Annotated in this window: 16 protein-coding genes; 4 read left to right on the forward strand and 12 right to left on the reverse strand. The window is 50.9% G+C overall.

Annotated features, from left to right (window positions below; all coding sequences use genetic code 11):
* The first annotated feature begins 2 nt into the window (after positions 1-2).
* Positions 3-1901, forward strand: a complete 1899-nt coding sequence (locus ABWW03_RS02895) for an ABC-F family ATP-binding cassette domain-containing protein (protein ID WP_353406250.1) — start codon at positions 3-5, stop codon at positions 1899-1901.
* A 44-nt stretch (positions 1902-1945) separates the two neighbouring features.
* Here ABWW03_RS02895 and ABWW03_RS02900 read toward each other — a convergent pair whose 3' ends face one another.
* Positions 1946-2302 carry a hypothetical protein gene (locus tag ABWW03_RS02900; protein ID WP_353406251.1) on the reverse strand — a complete coding sequence of 119 codons (357 nt, stop codon included), beginning with the start codon at positions 2300-2302 and terminating at the stop codon, positions 1946-1948.
* 174 nt (positions 2303-2476) lie between these two features.
* On the opposite strand from ABWW03_RS02900, the gene ABWW03_RS02905 reads away from it, so the two are divergent.
* The gene (locus ABWW03_RS02905; RefSeq protein ID WP_353406252.1) at positions 2477-2983 is read left to right on the forward strand and encodes a prepilin-type N-terminal cleavage/methylation domain-containing protein; all 507 of its coding nucleotides are present in this window, start codon (positions 2477-2479) and stop codon (positions 2981-2983) included.
* Here ABWW03_RS02905 and ABWW03_RS02910 read toward each other — a convergent pair.
* The 10 genes from ABWW03_RS02910 to ftsY form a co-directional block, all read right to left on the reverse strand.
* Positions 2980-3465: an LEA type 2 family protein gene (locus ABWW03_RS02910; RefSeq protein WP_353406254.1), complete on the reverse strand. Its 486-nt coding sequence runs from the start codon at positions 3463-3465 to the stop codon at positions 2980-2982. The genes ABWW03_RS02905 and ABWW03_RS02910 overlap by 4 nt on opposite strands.
* Before the next feature lie 52 nt (positions 3466-3517).
* Positions 3518-4174, reverse strand: coding sequence for an isoprenoid biosynthesis glyoxalase ElbB (elbB, locus tag ABWW03_RS02915; protein WP_353406255.1), 657 nt, complete (start codon positions 4172-4174; stop codon positions 3518-3520).
* 140 nt (positions 4175-4314) lie between these two features.
* Positions 4315-5427: an OmpA family protein gene (locus ABWW03_RS02920; protein WP_353406256.1), complete on the reverse strand. Its 1113-nt coding sequence runs from the start codon at positions 5425-5427 to the stop codon at positions 4315-4317.
* Between the two features lie 31 nt (positions 5428-5458).
* On the reverse strand, positions 5459-6115 hold the full coding sequence (locus ABWW03_RS02925; protein ID WP_353406257.1) for a DUF2959 domain-containing protein: 657 nt from the start codon (positions 6113-6115) through the stop codon (positions 5459-5461).
* Positions 6116-6260: 145 nt separating this feature from the next.
* Positions 6261-6962, reverse strand: a complete 702-nt coding sequence (gene trmB, locus ABWW03_RS02930) for a tRNA (guanosine(46)-N7)-methyltransferase TrmB (RefSeq protein WP_353406258.1) — start codon at positions 6960-6962, stop codon at positions 6261-6263.
* Between the two features lie 9 nt (positions 6963-6971).
* Positions 6972-7352: a DUF423 domain-containing protein gene (locus ABWW03_RS02935; RefSeq protein WP_353406260.1), complete on the reverse strand. Its 381-nt coding sequence runs from the start codon at positions 7350-7352 to the stop codon at positions 6972-6974.
* 72 nt (positions 7353-7424) lie between these two features.
* Positions 7425-8279, reverse strand: coding sequence for an RNA polymerase sigma factor RpoH (gene rpoH / locus ABWW03_RS02940; protein WP_353406261.1), 855 nt, complete (start codon positions 8277-8279; stop codon positions 7425-7427).
* Positions 8280-8416: 137 nt separating this feature from the next.
* The gene (ftsX, locus tag ABWW03_RS02945) at positions 8417-9409 is read right to left on the reverse strand and encodes a permease-like cell division protein FtsX (protein WP_353406262.1); all 993 of its coding nucleotides are present in this window, start codon (positions 9407-9409) and stop codon (positions 8417-8419) included.
* Complete coding sequence (ftsE, locus tag ABWW03_RS02950; RefSeq protein ID WP_353406263.1) at positions 9406-10101, reverse strand: cell division ATP-binding protein FtsE; 696 nt, start codon at positions 10099-10101, stop codon at positions 9406-9408. The genes ftsX and ftsE overlap by 4 nt, the downstream gene beginning before the upstream one ends.
* Positions 10102-10145: 44 nt before the next feature.
* The gene (gene ftsY, locus ABWW03_RS02955) at positions 10146-11117 is read right to left on the reverse strand and encodes a signal recognition particle-docking protein FtsY (RefSeq protein WP_353407115.1); all 972 of its coding nucleotides are present in this window, start codon (positions 11115-11117) and stop codon (positions 10146-10148) included.
* Between the two features lie 426 nt (positions 11118-11543).
* Here ftsY and rsmD point away from each other — a divergent pair, with 426 nt between their 5' ends.
* Positions 11544-12125, forward strand: coding sequence for a 16S rRNA (guanine(966)-N(2))-methyltransferase RsmD (gene rsmD / locus ABWW03_RS02960; RefSeq protein ID WP_353406264.1), 582 nt, complete (start codon positions 11544-11546; stop codon positions 12123-12125).
* A 111-nt stretch (positions 12126-12236) separates the two neighbouring features.
* Positions 12237-12719 (forward strand): pantetheine-phosphate adenylyltransferase, encoded by a 483-nt coding sequence (coaD, locus tag ABWW03_RS02965; protein WP_353406265.1) that lies wholly within the window; start codon positions 12237-12239, stop codon positions 12717-12719.
* Positions 12720-12759: 40 nt separating this feature from the next.
* Here the strand turns inward: coaD and mutM are convergent, their stop codons facing one another.
* The gene (gene mutM / locus ABWW03_RS02970; RefSeq protein ID WP_353406266.1) at positions 12760-13575 is read right to left on the reverse strand and encodes a bifunctional DNA-formamidopyrimidine glycosylase/DNA-(apurinic or apyrimidinic site) lyase; all 816 of its coding nucleotides are present in this window, start codon (positions 13573-13575) and stop codon (positions 12760-12762) included.
* Position 13576 lies beyond the last annotated feature (1 nt).

Genomic DNA, 13576 nt, shown 5'->3' on the forward strand with positions numbered 1-13576 from the left:
CCATGATTGAGATACAAGATTTAAGTTTACAGCGCGGCCACAAGCTTCTGCTAGACCACTGTGCACTGCGCATACATCCGGGTCAAAAAATAGGCTTGATTGGGGCGAACGGCAGTGGCAAGTCCAGCCTGTTCAAATTACTTCTGGGCCAACTGCAAGCTGACACGGGCGAGTACCGCCTTCCCAGCAATTGGCGACTGGCCCATATGGCTCAAGAAGTCAGTCATAGTGAACGACGCGCCCTCGATTACGTTATCGATGGGGACCAGGCTCTGCGCGAACTGGAAACACGGTTGGAACAGGAAAATGCCAAAGGTCAGGATGCCTGCGGAGAAACCCTGGCCAAGCTCTATGGTGAAATCGAACAACTGGAAGGCTACACCGCTGAGTCGAGAGCCCAGGGCTTACTGAACGGCCTGGGATTCAGTCAGGCTGACACGCAAAAGCAGGTACACGAATTTTCCGGTGGCTGGCGCATTCGCCTCAATCTCGCCCAGGCCCTGATGTGTCCGTCTGATTTCCTCCTGCTGGATGAGCCGACCAACCACCTGGATCTTGACGCAACTGTTTGGCTTGAACAATGGCTCCAGCAATACCCTGGCACGCTGTTGATTATTTCTCACGATCGGGATTTCCTGGACAATGTTATCCAGTACACCGTCAATCTGCATAATCAAAAACTGGAGTTGTACAACGGTAATTACAGCAGCTACGAAAAGCAAAAAGCCGAACGTCTCGCACAACAGCAAGCGGCTTTTGAAAAACAACAAACCCGTATCGCTGAAATTGAAAACTTTGTACGCCGCTTTCGCGCCAAGGCAACCAAAGCCAAACAGGCACAAAGCCGATTAAAAGAACTGGAGCGTATGGAAGCCATTGCCCCGGCCCACATTGACTCCCCCTTTAACTTCCAGATTCCGGTTGCGGACAAGCTGCCACAGACCTTGATGAATCTGCAGCAAGTACAACTCGGTTACGGCGAGCAAGTGATCGTCGATAAAATTAATCTCGCCGTTTTACCCAGTAGCCGCATTGGTTTACTCGGACACAATGGCGCGGGCAAATCAACACTGATGAAAGCTCTGGCCGGAAATCTGAGTATCCGCTCGGGAGAGATCAGCCAATCCGAACATTTAGCCATTGGCTACTTTGCTCAGCATCAACTGGAAGCGCTGGACATGCAGGCATCTGCTGCATTGCATATTCAACGCTTGAGCCCGAGTAGCAGTGAGCAGGAAGTACGCAATTTTCTGGGTGGCTTTGGATTCCACGGGGATCGTGCCTTTGAAATCATCGAGCATTTTTCTGGCGGCGAAAAAGCTCGCCTGGCCTTGGCCATTATTGCCTGGCAAAAACCCAATGTACTCCTCCTGGACGAGCCAACCAACCACCTCGATCTGGAAATGCGCCACGCCCTGACGGTTGCGCTCCAAGCTTATGAAGGCGCCATTATTCTGGTCTCACACGATCGACACCTTCTGAAAAACACCGTTGAGCAGTTTATTCTTGTCGATAGCCAACGTGCCGAGGAATTCAATGGCACACTGGAAGACTATCAACATTGGCTGTCCCAGCAGGCCCCCAGACAGGAAGAGCCGGCGGAGCTAGCAGGCAAACCAGTAAAAACAGATAAAAAAGAACAACGCCAGTCTGCGGCAGCACTGAGGCAAAAACTGCAACCGCTGCGTAATAAGATCAAAAAGATCGATCGAGAGATGGCGTCAGCACAAGAACAACTCACCCGCGTCGAAGAAAAGCTTGGTGACAGCGCACTATACGAGGGCGACAGCAAGCAACTTAGCACCCTGCTACTCGAACAGGGAGAGCTTCGTAAAAAACTGGAAGAGCTGGAAGAGCAGTGGCTGGAATTCAATGAAGAGCTGGAAACCCTAAGCCACTAAACGACCAACCGCCGCCTATATTCGCCCTTTGCTCTCGGACCGAGTCAGTGTTCTACCAACGCGTTGTGATTCCGCAACGCTCTCGCAAGAAAGGGACGAACCATCGCCAAGTATCTTTGATGCCTGGCCTTCTGGATAAAGAACATCACAATGGACAGCAGCACAGGGAAAAAAACCAAAAGCGATCGTGTCAAACCAAGCCCTAGCAACATCGTCAAGATAGAACCGGATACTACTAACAAGACCAAGGTGAGCACCCAATTAAATATCAACCATTGCCGGTTCATTCCCTCCTTACGAAAACAGGCGTAGCGCGCTTCTTCAAATATCTGTTCTCGCGCGGAGCAGGATAAGCCTGTTAGCTCAACCAAAGTTTGCAATTCTGACGCAGTCATCTTCATTCTGTTTTCCCGGTTACGCGGCCGAATAGGCGCGGTGACACACACGACGATCAAAAAATCGTATCAGCTGCGGTCGCTCTATCCGCTTATTTTAAAACATGACCACTGATCGGCAAAAACGCAATTTCGGTTATATCGTCTATAATTGATGAGACATTGAATCTGAGTTTCCTCATGCCTAAGCGCGTTCACAATGCCGGTTTCACGCTGATCGAGTTAGTCGCTGTTATCGTTATTCTCGGAATTTTGGCTGCCGTCTCCGCACCCAAATTCTCCGATTTATCTCGCGCTGCCAAAATCGCGGCGCTCGAAGGCATTGAGGAAACCATGCGTTCAACCGCCAGAATGACAAAAGCCATGGCGGCCGCGAATGGTCTCAAGGTAAGCAGCAGCAATCCTGGGGGCGGGCAATCACAATATGTTATTCAGGTAGGCGGAGGCAGTTCCGAATTGGATTGGAGAAATCTGTGCCCGGAAAGCCGAGCCGAATTGGGCAGCCGCTTAACCATGGTTGATTACATTAACCTTACCGGCAACATGCAGTCCAGAGTCAATAACCGATACACCTTCATTGGCTTTGATATTCCAGGCTCAGCCCCCAGCGGCCAGGGTTGCTATGTCATTTATGACTCTTTTGGTTTCCCCGATTGTACGTTTACAGTTGTCGACGGCGAATGTTAACGCACATCGCTTAGGCTTATTTTGCCTTCATCTTCAATTCGAATCGCCGAAAACAGACTTCCTGTATCAAGCTTTAAACTCATACGATAGTCCAAATCCTGCTGCTGACTTTGCATCAATTTGTTTAGCAATCTTACGCCTTGGACCACGCTGGCCTGGGCGTTAACCGTGAACTCCTGACTGTCATAAGCCGCGATGGTCGGAATATCGTTGGCCACACCGTGAATCACCTCAAAGCCTTGTAAACTCACACTGTAAGAAGCCCCCACCACATCAATATCGAATCGATTTGGATTGTCGACCTTAAGTTTGATATTAAAGCTCGGAGACAAATTGTCTCCCGGCAACATTTGGATATCCAAAACCCGCAATCGCGGTTCTTCAACCACATTGGGCAAATGACTGCAGGCTGAGAGCGCACTCAACAGCAAGAGCACAAAAAATCCCGGCACCGAATTCCAACGATAACGTTGTCTTTGCATGTTTACACCCTCTTGTCCCAAGTATGGCGATAGGGCTTTCCAGCCCCTCGTGTTAGCAAATTTCAATGACCTTTTCGACGAGCGCATTGATCCCCGTTGCAGCCTCGGCAATACCATCAGCTAGCATATACGCAGGCGTACTCACCAATTTGTTGGTTTCATCATAAACAATATTGCCTACGGTGCAGTTTTCATGGCGCGCACCCGTGGCTTCAACCGCAACAGCGGTCTCGGCATCACAACCAATGGTGCAGGTGACACCCTCGCCCAAGAGCTTTGCTGACATCGCCGGCGCAATGCACATTAAGCCAATCGTTTTACCCGCAGATTTGGCAGCTTGCATAAACGCAGAAAACTCAGCATTAACCGTCATCTCTGGACCGTCAACCGCAAAAGTACATAAATTCTTTGCCGCACCAAAACCGCCAGGAACGATCACGGCGTCAAACTCTTCAGCACTTGCAGTCGCTATATCGCGGATTTCGCCGCGTGCAATTCTGGCCGCCTCCACTAATACATTGCGTGTCACGCCGTCCACTACCTCTCCGCTTAGATGGTTGACTACGTGCATTTGTTCCACATTCGGAGCCAAACAAGTGACATCAGCCCCTAACTGATCCAGGCGCAACAATGTCAGCACTGACTCATGAATTTCCGCACCATCAAATACTCCGCAACCTGCCAGCACAACAGCGACTTTTTTCGACATTAGTTAAATCCCCTGAAATGAATTCGCTACAGTAAAGTGGCGCACATATTATCACTCGCTCCCTCGAGAAGATAATGCACGTTTCGCCCATTAAAAAACCCGGGCAAGCCCGGGTTTTTTAATGCTAAACAGCGCTGAAATTATTCAACCGTTTCAGTACTGATTTCTGCAACTACGCGACGGTTAGCAGCACGACCTTCATCAGTGTTGTTATCCGCTACAGGACGAGACTCACCATAACCGTTCGAGGTTACACGGCCTGCTTCAACATCAAAGGTTTCTACCAGAACTTTAGCAACGGCATCAGCACGGCGCTTGGACAAAGCCTGATTATACGCATCGGTACCACGTGAATCAGTGTGGCCAGCCAACTCAACATTGGTTTTGTTGTACTGCTTCATAAACTCAGCGACATCTTTCAACTCAGACATGTATTGAGTTTTCACCTTGGAGCTGTCTGTGTCGAAGTTAACTTGCAGCTCAATAGAAACGGTTTTCGCGATTTTCTCTGGACAACCATCTTTATCGACCTTGGTACCCATTGGGGTATTTGGACACAGATCACCGTAGTCGAAAACGCCATCACGGTCACTGTCAAGCGCACAACCTTTACCATCTACTGCAACACCCGCTGGTGTATTTGGGCACTGGTCCAGACTGTCTTCGACTGTATCGCCATCGCTGTCCAGCTTCTGAGGCGCTGATTTTGCGCCCATCAAATAAGCTACACCAAGACCAAGCGCATAGTCAGTCGCCTCTTCATCCAGAGAGTGAATTGCACGCAAGTCGCCACGCAAAGCCCACTCATCTGACAGGAAATACTTGGCTCCACCGCCAAAGTTCAATGCGGTTTCACGATTGTTTTTACCACCGTCGACATCAAAACCCTGATCACCTGCACCACCAACCAGGAATGGTTGCCAAGCACCATTGCGAGCCAGATTATAAACAGCGTCCAAGCGATAGTGGCGGCCATCAACGTCAATTGCACCTACTTCGGTGTCGGCCTGAAAACCGTTGAACACACCTTCGATGGTCCAGTTTTCATCCAGTACGTAACCCAGGCCTACAACGACACCCGTGTCGTTATCAATACCACGCTTGCCATCGATGAACTGACGAGCAGCCCCAAGGTAAGCTTCGTATTTGTGATTACTAGCGCTATGATGACCGTCGGCCAAAGCCGTCACGGAAGTCACGCTGGCAGCAACACCCAGAGCTACCATAAGAGCGTGTTGTTGGAAGTTTTTCATTAAATGAACTCCTATTATTGAATTAAAATCCCTACTTCAAACTTTCTACAAACTTTTCTGACTCCGCGATGGAATCTTCCATACGCGCAATCAAAGTATTTATGTCACGACGCAAATCACCGAACTCAGCTTTCAGTGAGCTGATGGCACGAGCGTTCAAGTTGTGCTTGAGGTACAAAACCTGATCATTAAAGGTGGTCAACACCGGTGCCATTTTTGACTCTGCACTGCGCATGGTTGTCAGCATGCGCTTGTATTGACTGCGGGTCTGTCGCAATTTTGTCTGGCTATCACGACGCAAGCTTGCACTGGAATACTGTTCCAGCTCATCTTCCCATTCGGCGAACAAGGCTTCTGCCACATCCTCAACCTTATCGATTCGCGCCGTGACATTGTCCGCTTCTTTTTTACTGTCTTCGTAAGCATCGCGAAGGTTTTCATAAACGCTTTGCAGCTCACCACCGCTGTAACCCAGCTCTTGACTGAAACGATCAAGTGCGTCGCGAAATTGTTCTTTGGCATCCACTTGCGCATCGCGCACGCCTTCAATACGACTGGAAAGAATGTCACGCTTGTGCTGACCAACTGATTCCATCGCAGAGTAATAAGCGGATTGACAGGCCATAAGGCCCAAGGATAAGAGTGCAATAAGCGTGAGCTTAAAGACGGTATGTGACTGTCGAATCATAAAGCTTCCCGGTCTTAAGATACGCAAAAGAATGCACCAAACAGCATCCTGCTGCTGAATGGGCGGCATTCTAGCGTATTTTTCGCAACATTCCCAATAACGTGACACACATCACGTTTTAGGCGTCAAGGAGCGGTACAGGAGCTTAGCGCTTGCGGAAGAGGAGATCCCAAACCCCGTGACCCAATCGATCGCCTCGGCGTTCGAATTTGGTCACCGGGCGAAAATCGGGTCTTTCAGAAAATAAATAATCGCCCTGGGTGTTCTCAAACTGTTCAGCTGCACTCATGGTTTCCATCATGTGCTCGGCATAGGGCTCCCAATCGGTCGCCATATGGCAGATACCAGCGTGACACAGTTTGTCTGAAACCTTCTGAATAAAGCCTGAATTCACAATGCGGCGTTTATTGTGCTTTTTCTTGTGCCAAGGATCGGGGAAATAAAGCTGGAAGCGATCGAGACTGGCATCCGCAATGCAATCTTCGAGCACATCATTGGCATCCGCCATATATACCCGCAGATTTTCAACGCCCTCCAGCCCCGCATTATTAATCAGTCTTCCCACACCAGGAGGATGGACTTCAATACCGATAAAATCTTTTTCAGGTTCAGCCTTGGCCATTTCCAGCAGGGAGTCCCCCATACCAAAGCCAACTTCCATCACTCTGGGAGCCTTGCGCCCGAAGACCTGATCGAAATCCTGAGCACCAGAATAAAGACTCAGACCATATTTCGGCCACCATTGCTCAAAAGCTCGACGCTGGCCATCGGTCATCCGGCCGGCACGAATCACAAAACTGCGGATCGATTTATCTTTGTACTCAGGTTTATAAATGGGTTCTTGCATAACTCAATCTTAAACGTCTTTTTTCGCAAGGGCCTGTTGAAACAACAAACCCCAGGCACACATCAGGGTCAAACCACCAAGTGGGGTCACCGGCCCCATCCAACTTGGCGCGCCCAACGCCAGGGCATAAATACTGCCACTAAAGAGCACAATGCCGATCTGCCAACCCCAGGCCACCCAAGCCAACTTGGGCCACGGGCGCACCGAGGCAAAGGCCGCCAACGCCAATAGGGCAAGCGTATGATAAAAATGATATTGATTAGCCGTGCGGTACGCTGACCACAAGGTATCGCTCAGTTCAGCCTTCAAACCGTGGGCACCATAAGCTCCCAGTATCGTAGCCAACAAACCATTAATCGCGGCAATGGCCAGAATATTGCGATACATCATCCTCGACTCCAAGCTCCTCAACGGCCATAAAAAAAGCCGCACTAGGCGGCTTCTTCACCAACATTGCATATTTTATGCTTCGATGTTGGCCTTTATTTTCTTCATAGCGTTCTTTTCAAGCTGACGAATCCGCTCGGCAGAAACACCATATTGATCAGCCAACTCATGCAATGTAGCTTTATTTTCACTTAACCAACGCTGCTGCAGAATATCGCGACTGCGATCATCCAACTGCTCCAGAGCCGCACTCAGGCTGGCCAGACTGTTTTGCTCTGTATCGTGATGTTCCAGTGCCATGGCAGGGTCAGCTGCGCGATCTTCCAAATAGTTCGCGGGCGCCTGATAAGCCCCCTCATCGTCATCATCAGCGCCGGCATCGAAGGCCATATCGCTTGCCGCCAAACGACCTTCCATTTCTCGAACGTGGTTAACATCGACGTTCAGATCTTTGGCAACCGCTTCTGCCTCTTCATTATTCAACCAGGCCAAACGCTTTTTGGCGCTGCGCAGATTGAAAAATAACTTACGTTGGGCCTTGGTTGTGGCCACTTTAACAATGCGCCAGTTACGCAGGATAAATTCGTGCATCTCGGCTTTGATCCAGTGTACCGCGAAGGACACCAGGCGAACGCCGCGCTCAGGATTGAAGCGCTTCACCGCTTTCATCAAACCAACATTGCCTTCCTGAATCAGATCGGCCTGAGACAAGCCGTAGCCGGAGTACGATTTGGCGATATGCACCACAAAACGCAAATGCGCCATAACCAATTGGCGGGCAGCATCCAGATTCTCGTGGTAATACAGATCTTCAGCCAAGCTCTTTTCTTCCTCGGCTGACAGGATGCTGATTCCATTTACCGCCTGCATATAGGCACCCAGATTGGCTCCGGGGGATAACATACCTACAGGCTGTAAAGCTGTGCTCATAAACATTCTCCGTTACTCGACCCTTAATACTAGCAGCTATCGGGTTTGACTGCTAATACTAGCGCGGGTTCGAGGAAAAGACTTTAAAGTCTTGTAAAGCCCCGGCCAGCCTGTCGTTCCGACCGTTACAACACTGCCTATTTGGGCTCAATCGACGCCAAATGGCGCCCCACGGCCAGCGCAGCGCCCAACCATCCCAACACAGAGCTGACCAGGAAAAGAAAGCCGGCATCGAACCAATTCAAGCCAATCAGCCGGAAGCTGCTACCATAAGACCCAGCAAGCTTAGCCACTGGGCCAGACAACGCGAACAGACAGATTTCCGTAAGCACCAAGGCCAGCAAACCTCCCAACAAGCCATACCAGAAGCCGGTATAAAGGAAAGGGCGGCGAACAAAGGCGTTGGTGCCGCCCAAGGTCTTAGTCACCAGAATTTCATCTTTACGGGCGGCAATGGCCAAGCGAATAGTGTTGCCTACGATCAACAGAACCCCCAATGCCAGCAACCCCGCCAACAGCCAGATAAGGGTCTTGCCCAGTGCCAGAATTTGCTGCAAACGCTGCAACCACTGCAGATCCACATCCACTTGATCGACCTCACCCCGGGCCTGCAAATCACTCTGCAAGACCTGCACCTGCTCCAAACTCGCTTCTTCAGCCAAACTCAGCTGAAGTAAGGGCGGCAAGGGGTTTCGCTCCAACTTGCCAAGAACATCCGCAAATCCCGAATGCGCTTCAAACTCTTGAAGGGCTTGATCCGGGCTGATAAAACGCCCTTCAACAATCAAATCACGCTTTTCAAGCGTATCCAGCAAACGTTGTGCCACAGGCTCTTTCACCTGTTGGTGTAAATACACCGATAAACTCGGACGCCCCTGCCAACCCTGACCAAGCTGGTCAATATTGCTGACTGCTACCGACAACACCTGGGGCAGCGCCAACGCAATCGCGATCACCAGGCAGGTCATTAAGCTGGATAAGGGTTGCACCAACAAGCGGCGCAAGCTGTCACGGGCACTGCTGACATGATGGCGACAATAGGAGCGCCAGAGGTTGATCAGACTCAGCTGCTTCACACTGGCGCCACGGCTGAGCGCATCCGGCAAGGGTTTCTGGGCTTGCTGACTCATGACAACTCCCCTTGATAAGTTGGGGAAACTCCAGCGGTGTCACCCACTAATTGCCCAGCCTCTAAGGTAAGTTTGCGCTTACCCATGCGTTCAATAAGCGCCAGATCATGGCTGGCAATCAACACCGTGACCCCGACATCATTGAACTGCTGCAATAGCTTCATGATTTCGGCCGAGAGCTCGGGGTCCAGGTTACCGGTGGGTTCATCCGCCAACAGCAATGGAGGCTTGTTGACAACCGCACGAGCAATGCCCACACGTTGCTGCTCACCTCCCGACAAGGCGATTGGGTTGAGTTTTTCTTTACTCAGCAACCCGACCTTATCGAGAGCAGCTCGCACGCGGCGACCAACATCCCTGGGCTCAAAACCGGAAATCAGCAAGGGCAGGGCGACATTGTCAAATACGCTGCGATCGAACAGCAGCTGGTGATTTTGGAAGACTACGCCAATCTGGCGGCGTAAAAACGGAATTTGGCGGCGCGGCATCTTATTAAGATTCTGCCCCCCAACGACCATCTGACCGCGAGTGGCACGCTCCATCAGCATCACCAACTTCAGAAGCGTCGACTTGCCCGCCCCGGAATGACCGGTGAGAAAGACCATCTCTCCGGCATCGACTGTTAAACTCAGATTACTGAGGGCATCAAATCCCCCCGGGTAACGCTTACTGACATTGAGAAACTGGATCATGGCCTGGAGTAGAGGTCCTTTTGTTCTTATTCTCTCTGATCGTCTTATTCTGCCTGGGATTGATCAAACAAGGCGCGCACAAAGCTTTTGGCATCAAACGGCTGGAGATCGTCAATACCTTCCCCCACCCCTATGAAACGAACCGGCAACCCTAACTGTTTGGCAAGAGCGAAGATCACACCACCTTTCGCCGTACCATCCAGCTTGGTTAAGGCCAGACCGCTAACGCCCGCAGAATCACTGAACTGCTGGGCCTGGTTAATGGCGTTTTGACCCGTTCCCGCATCCAGTACCAACAATACCTCATGGGGAGCAGAATCATCCAGCTTGGCCATTACCCGCTTCACCTTCGCGAGCTCATCCATCAAATTATCTTTATTGTGAAGCCGCCCCGCAGTGTCGGCGATCAAAATATCCACATTTCGCGATTTCGCGGACTGAAGGGCATCAAAAACCACCGAGGCGCTATCAGCCCCCGTGTGCTGGGCCACTACTGGCACATTGTTTCTCTCACCCCAAACCTGTAACTGCTCGACCGCCGCTGCTCGGAAGGTGTCACCAGCCGCCAACATGACCTGCTTGCCCTGGTTCTGAAAGCCCTTGGCCAGCTTGCCAATGGTTGTGGTTTTCCCCACGCCGTTTACACCCACCACCAAAATGACGAAAGGTGCTTTCTGGGTATCAATCATCAGAGGCTGTTGAACCGGCATGAGCAGCTCGGCGAGTGCCGTCTGCAAAGCCTTGTAGAGCGCCTCGGTATCGGCCAACTCCTTACGGGCCACTTGCTCAGACAAGCGAGCCATAATCTCTTCGGTCGCTTCAATACCCACATCGGCCATCAGCAATTGGGTTTCCAACTCTTCCAGAAGATCTTCATCAATCTCCTTGAGCCCCATGAAAATATTGCCCAGGCCTTCACTCAGATTCCCGCCAGTCCTGGCCAAGCCTGCGCGCATGCGGGCGAACAAGCCCCTTTTTTTCTCTTCTTCGGGCTCACCGTACCCTTCGGGCGCCATAAAGACTTCTTGAGTGGCGTCAGAGTTACCCCTACCCGAGGCACGTTCATCAGGCGTCTCTTCAACAGCTTCTACTTCATCGACCTGCTTGGACACAGGCTCGGCCGGAGCTTCAGCAGTGGTCGCCTGTTCCGCTTCAGGGTCAGGGCTCGAATCAGCTTCAAGCTCAGCAGGGGCCTCAGGCGCATCCAGCACAGGCGTTTGCTCATCGTGCTCAACGGCTGTTTTTTCGGCGTCGCTCTTGGGGGATTTTTTAAAAAAACCAAAAACCATGGTATTTGAAATCTATTGCTTATCGGGATAGGGAAGGCCAATTTCGGTCTTCATGAAAGGGCCGCATTCTAGCACTGTCTGCCGCTGCTGTCGCAGCCTTAACACAGCAATGCGAGATCGCTACAATGGCCACCCGATTGGACGAGGCAAAGCATGACAAAGGCAAACTCCACCCAACAATTACGCATCATTGGCGGCCAGTGGCGAGGGCGAAAGTTTACGTTTGCGAACGCAGAAGGCCTGCGACCAACCGGGGACCGGATCCGCGAAACACTGTTCAACTGGCTCAGTGGAGACATCCACGGCGCACGCTGTCTGGACCTGTTTTCCGGCTCTGGAGCCTTGGCCCTGGAAGCGCTATCAAGAGGCGCCTCTCAAGTCGACCTTTGGGAACATAACCGCGCGGCCTGTGCACTACTCAACACGCACCTTCAGGCGATGGCCGAGCAAATGCCTGAGCAACAGGCTAATGTCGTGCAGGGCGACACACTCAACAACCTACAAACCGGCAAGCCCGAACACGCTTATGACGTCGTGTTTATGGACCCACCTTTTGCCGCCAACCTCTGGGAAACCTCGGCCGCATTGCTTGAACAAAATGGCTGGCTGCACCCTGAAAGCCTGATTTATGTGGAAAGTCCTAAGGATAACTTGCCAAAGTTACCGAATAACTGGCGCAATTGGCGCTGCAAAAACAGTGGTCAGGTTTGTTACCAGCTGTTTATCGCGCGCTAGTCACCAAATAATTAACTTTTTTACGGGCATTTTACCGATTAAGTTTTGTACTGAGACGACAAATTGTTTACCATCTGCGCCCGATCGTGAAACCTGACGTGGAAACTAAATATGAAGCGCGTGGTATACCCTGGAACTTTTGACCCAATCACCAATGGTCATATCGACCTGGTCGAGCGAGCCTGCAATCTGTTCGACAGTGTTGTCCTGGCCATTGCCGCCAGCACCAAAAAAAATCCACTGTTCACTCTGGAAGAGCGCGTTGCCCAGGCCGAACAAGTTTTAGGGCATCTGCCCAATGTGGAAATTTGTGGTTTCGATGTTTTATTGGCAGATCTTGTAAAACAAAAGAAAGCTCAAGCTGTTGTGCGTGGATTACGCGCGGTCTCCGATTTCGAGTACGAATTTCAACTCGCGAATATGAATCGTGCCTTATCGCCTGACATGGAAAGCCTGTTTCTCACTCCGGCCGAACATCTCTCTTATATTTCTTCATCTCTGGTACGAGAAATCGCCTCACTTGGCGGGGACGTCAGCAAGTTTGTCCACCCAATCATTGAGCAAGACTTGAAGAAAAAATTCAGCGGCAAGTAATCTTGCCGTTGCAGCGGACCTTGTTTTTAGAGGTTAGCATTTACTTTTGACATTCCGGGCAATACACACTGGCCCGCTGAGCATGTCGCTGACTTTTCAGTATACCGCCACACCGTAAACAAGGTTCTCCATCCCGGCCATAAACATTCAACTCCTGCTTAAAATAGCCAGGTTTTCCATCACCGCCCACAAAATCTTTCAAAGTGGTACCTCCCTGAGCAATGGCTTTTTGCAACACTTGTTTAATATTGTGAACTAATAATTCAGCCTCTACTCGAGTTATTCTCCCGGCCGCTCGCCCTGGGCGAATCCCGCTCATAAACAACGATTCATTCGCGTAGATATTTCCAACACCCACCACCACTTTGCTGTCCATAACCAGCACTTTGATCGCCTGCTTTCGCTTGCGAGTTTGTTGGTATAAATAGTCAGCGGAAAACGCTTCAGACAAAGGTTCTGGGCCCAGATGATGAATCAGCTTATGCGCCTCCGGCGCTTCATCTGTCCAGAGAATCACACCGAACCTGCGTGGATCGGTAAAGCGCAACACCGTATCCAGGCCAAAAACAAAATCGACATGATCGTGTTTCTGCGGCTCCTTTGAGGCTTCGACAATACGCACACTGCCGGACATCCCCAAATGCATCAGCAGGTGACCATGCTTGAATCGAAACAACATATACTTGCCACGACGACTCAAACCTAACAACTTCCGCCCATCAAGAACGTCGGCAAGGTTATCATCCATAGGCCAACGCAACCGACCATTGCGCACCACGACTTGCTTCATGGTACGACCGACAATATGAGGTGCGATACCTCGACAACTGGTTTCTACTTCCGGTAACTCAGGCAAG

Source organism: Pseudoteredinibacter isoporae (assembly GCF_040372805.1).
GTDB classification, from domain to species: Bacteria; Pseudomonadota; Gammaproteobacteria; order Pseudomonadales; family Cellvibrionaceae; genus Pseudoteredinibacter; species Pseudoteredinibacter isoporae_A.

Coding starts and splice junctions, on each gene's coding strand:
- ABWW03_RS02935 (WP_353406260.1), bottom strand. CDS start 7,352: ATGATGTATCGCAATATTCTGGCCATTGCCGCGATTAATGGTTTGTTG.
- ftsE (WP_353406263.1), bottom strand. CDS start 10,101: ATGATCCAGTTTCTCAATGTCAGTAAGCGTTACCCGGGGGGATTTGAT.
- ABWW03_RS02895 (WP_353406250.1), top strand. CDS start 3: ATGATTGAGATACAAGATTTAAGTTTACAGCGCGGCCACAAGCTTCTG.
- ftsX (WP_353406262.1), bottom strand. CDS start 9,409: ATGAGTCAGCAAGCCCAGAAACCCTTGCCGGATGCGCTCAGCCGTGGC.
- ABWW03_RS02920 (WP_353406256.1), bottom strand. CDS start 5,427: ATGAAAAACTTCCAACAACACGCTCTTATGGTAGCTCTGGGTGTTGCT.
- rpoH (WP_353406261.1), bottom strand. CDS start 8,279: ATGAGCACAGCTTTACAGCCTGTAGGTATGTTATCCCCCGGAGCCAAT.
- ABWW03_RS02910 (WP_353406254.1), bottom strand. CDS start 3,465: ATGCAAAGACAACGTTATCGTTGGAATTCGGTGCCGGGATTTTTTGTG.
- ABWW03_RS02905 (WP_353406252.1), top strand. CDS start 2,477: ATGCCTAAGCGCGTTCACAATGCCGGTTTCACGCTGATCGAGTTAGTC.
- ABWW03_RS02925 (WP_353406257.1), bottom strand. CDS start 6,115: ATGATTCGACAGTCACATACCGTCTTTAAGCTCACGCTTATTGCACTC.
- elbB (WP_353406255.1), bottom strand. CDS start 4,174: ATGTCGAAAAAAGTCGCTGTTGTGCTGGCAGGTTGCGGAGTATTTGAT.
- ABWW03_RS02900 (WP_353406251.1), bottom strand. CDS start 2,302: ATGAAGATGACTGCGTCAGAATTGCAAACTTTGGTTGAGCTAACAGGC.
- ftsY (WP_353407115.1), bottom strand. CDS start 11,117: ATGGCGCCCGAAGGGTACGGTGAGCCCGAAGAAGAGAAAAAAAGGGGC.
- coaD (WP_353406265.1), top strand. CDS start 12,237: ATGAAGCGCGTGGTATACCCTGGAACTTTTGACCCAATCACCAATGGT.
- rsmD (WP_353406264.1), top strand. CDS start 11,544: ATGACAAAGGCAAACTCCACCCAACAATTACGCATCATTGGCGGCCAG.
- trmB (WP_353406258.1), bottom strand. CDS start 6,962: ATGCAAGAACCCATTTATAAACCTGAGTACAAAGATAAATCGATCCGC.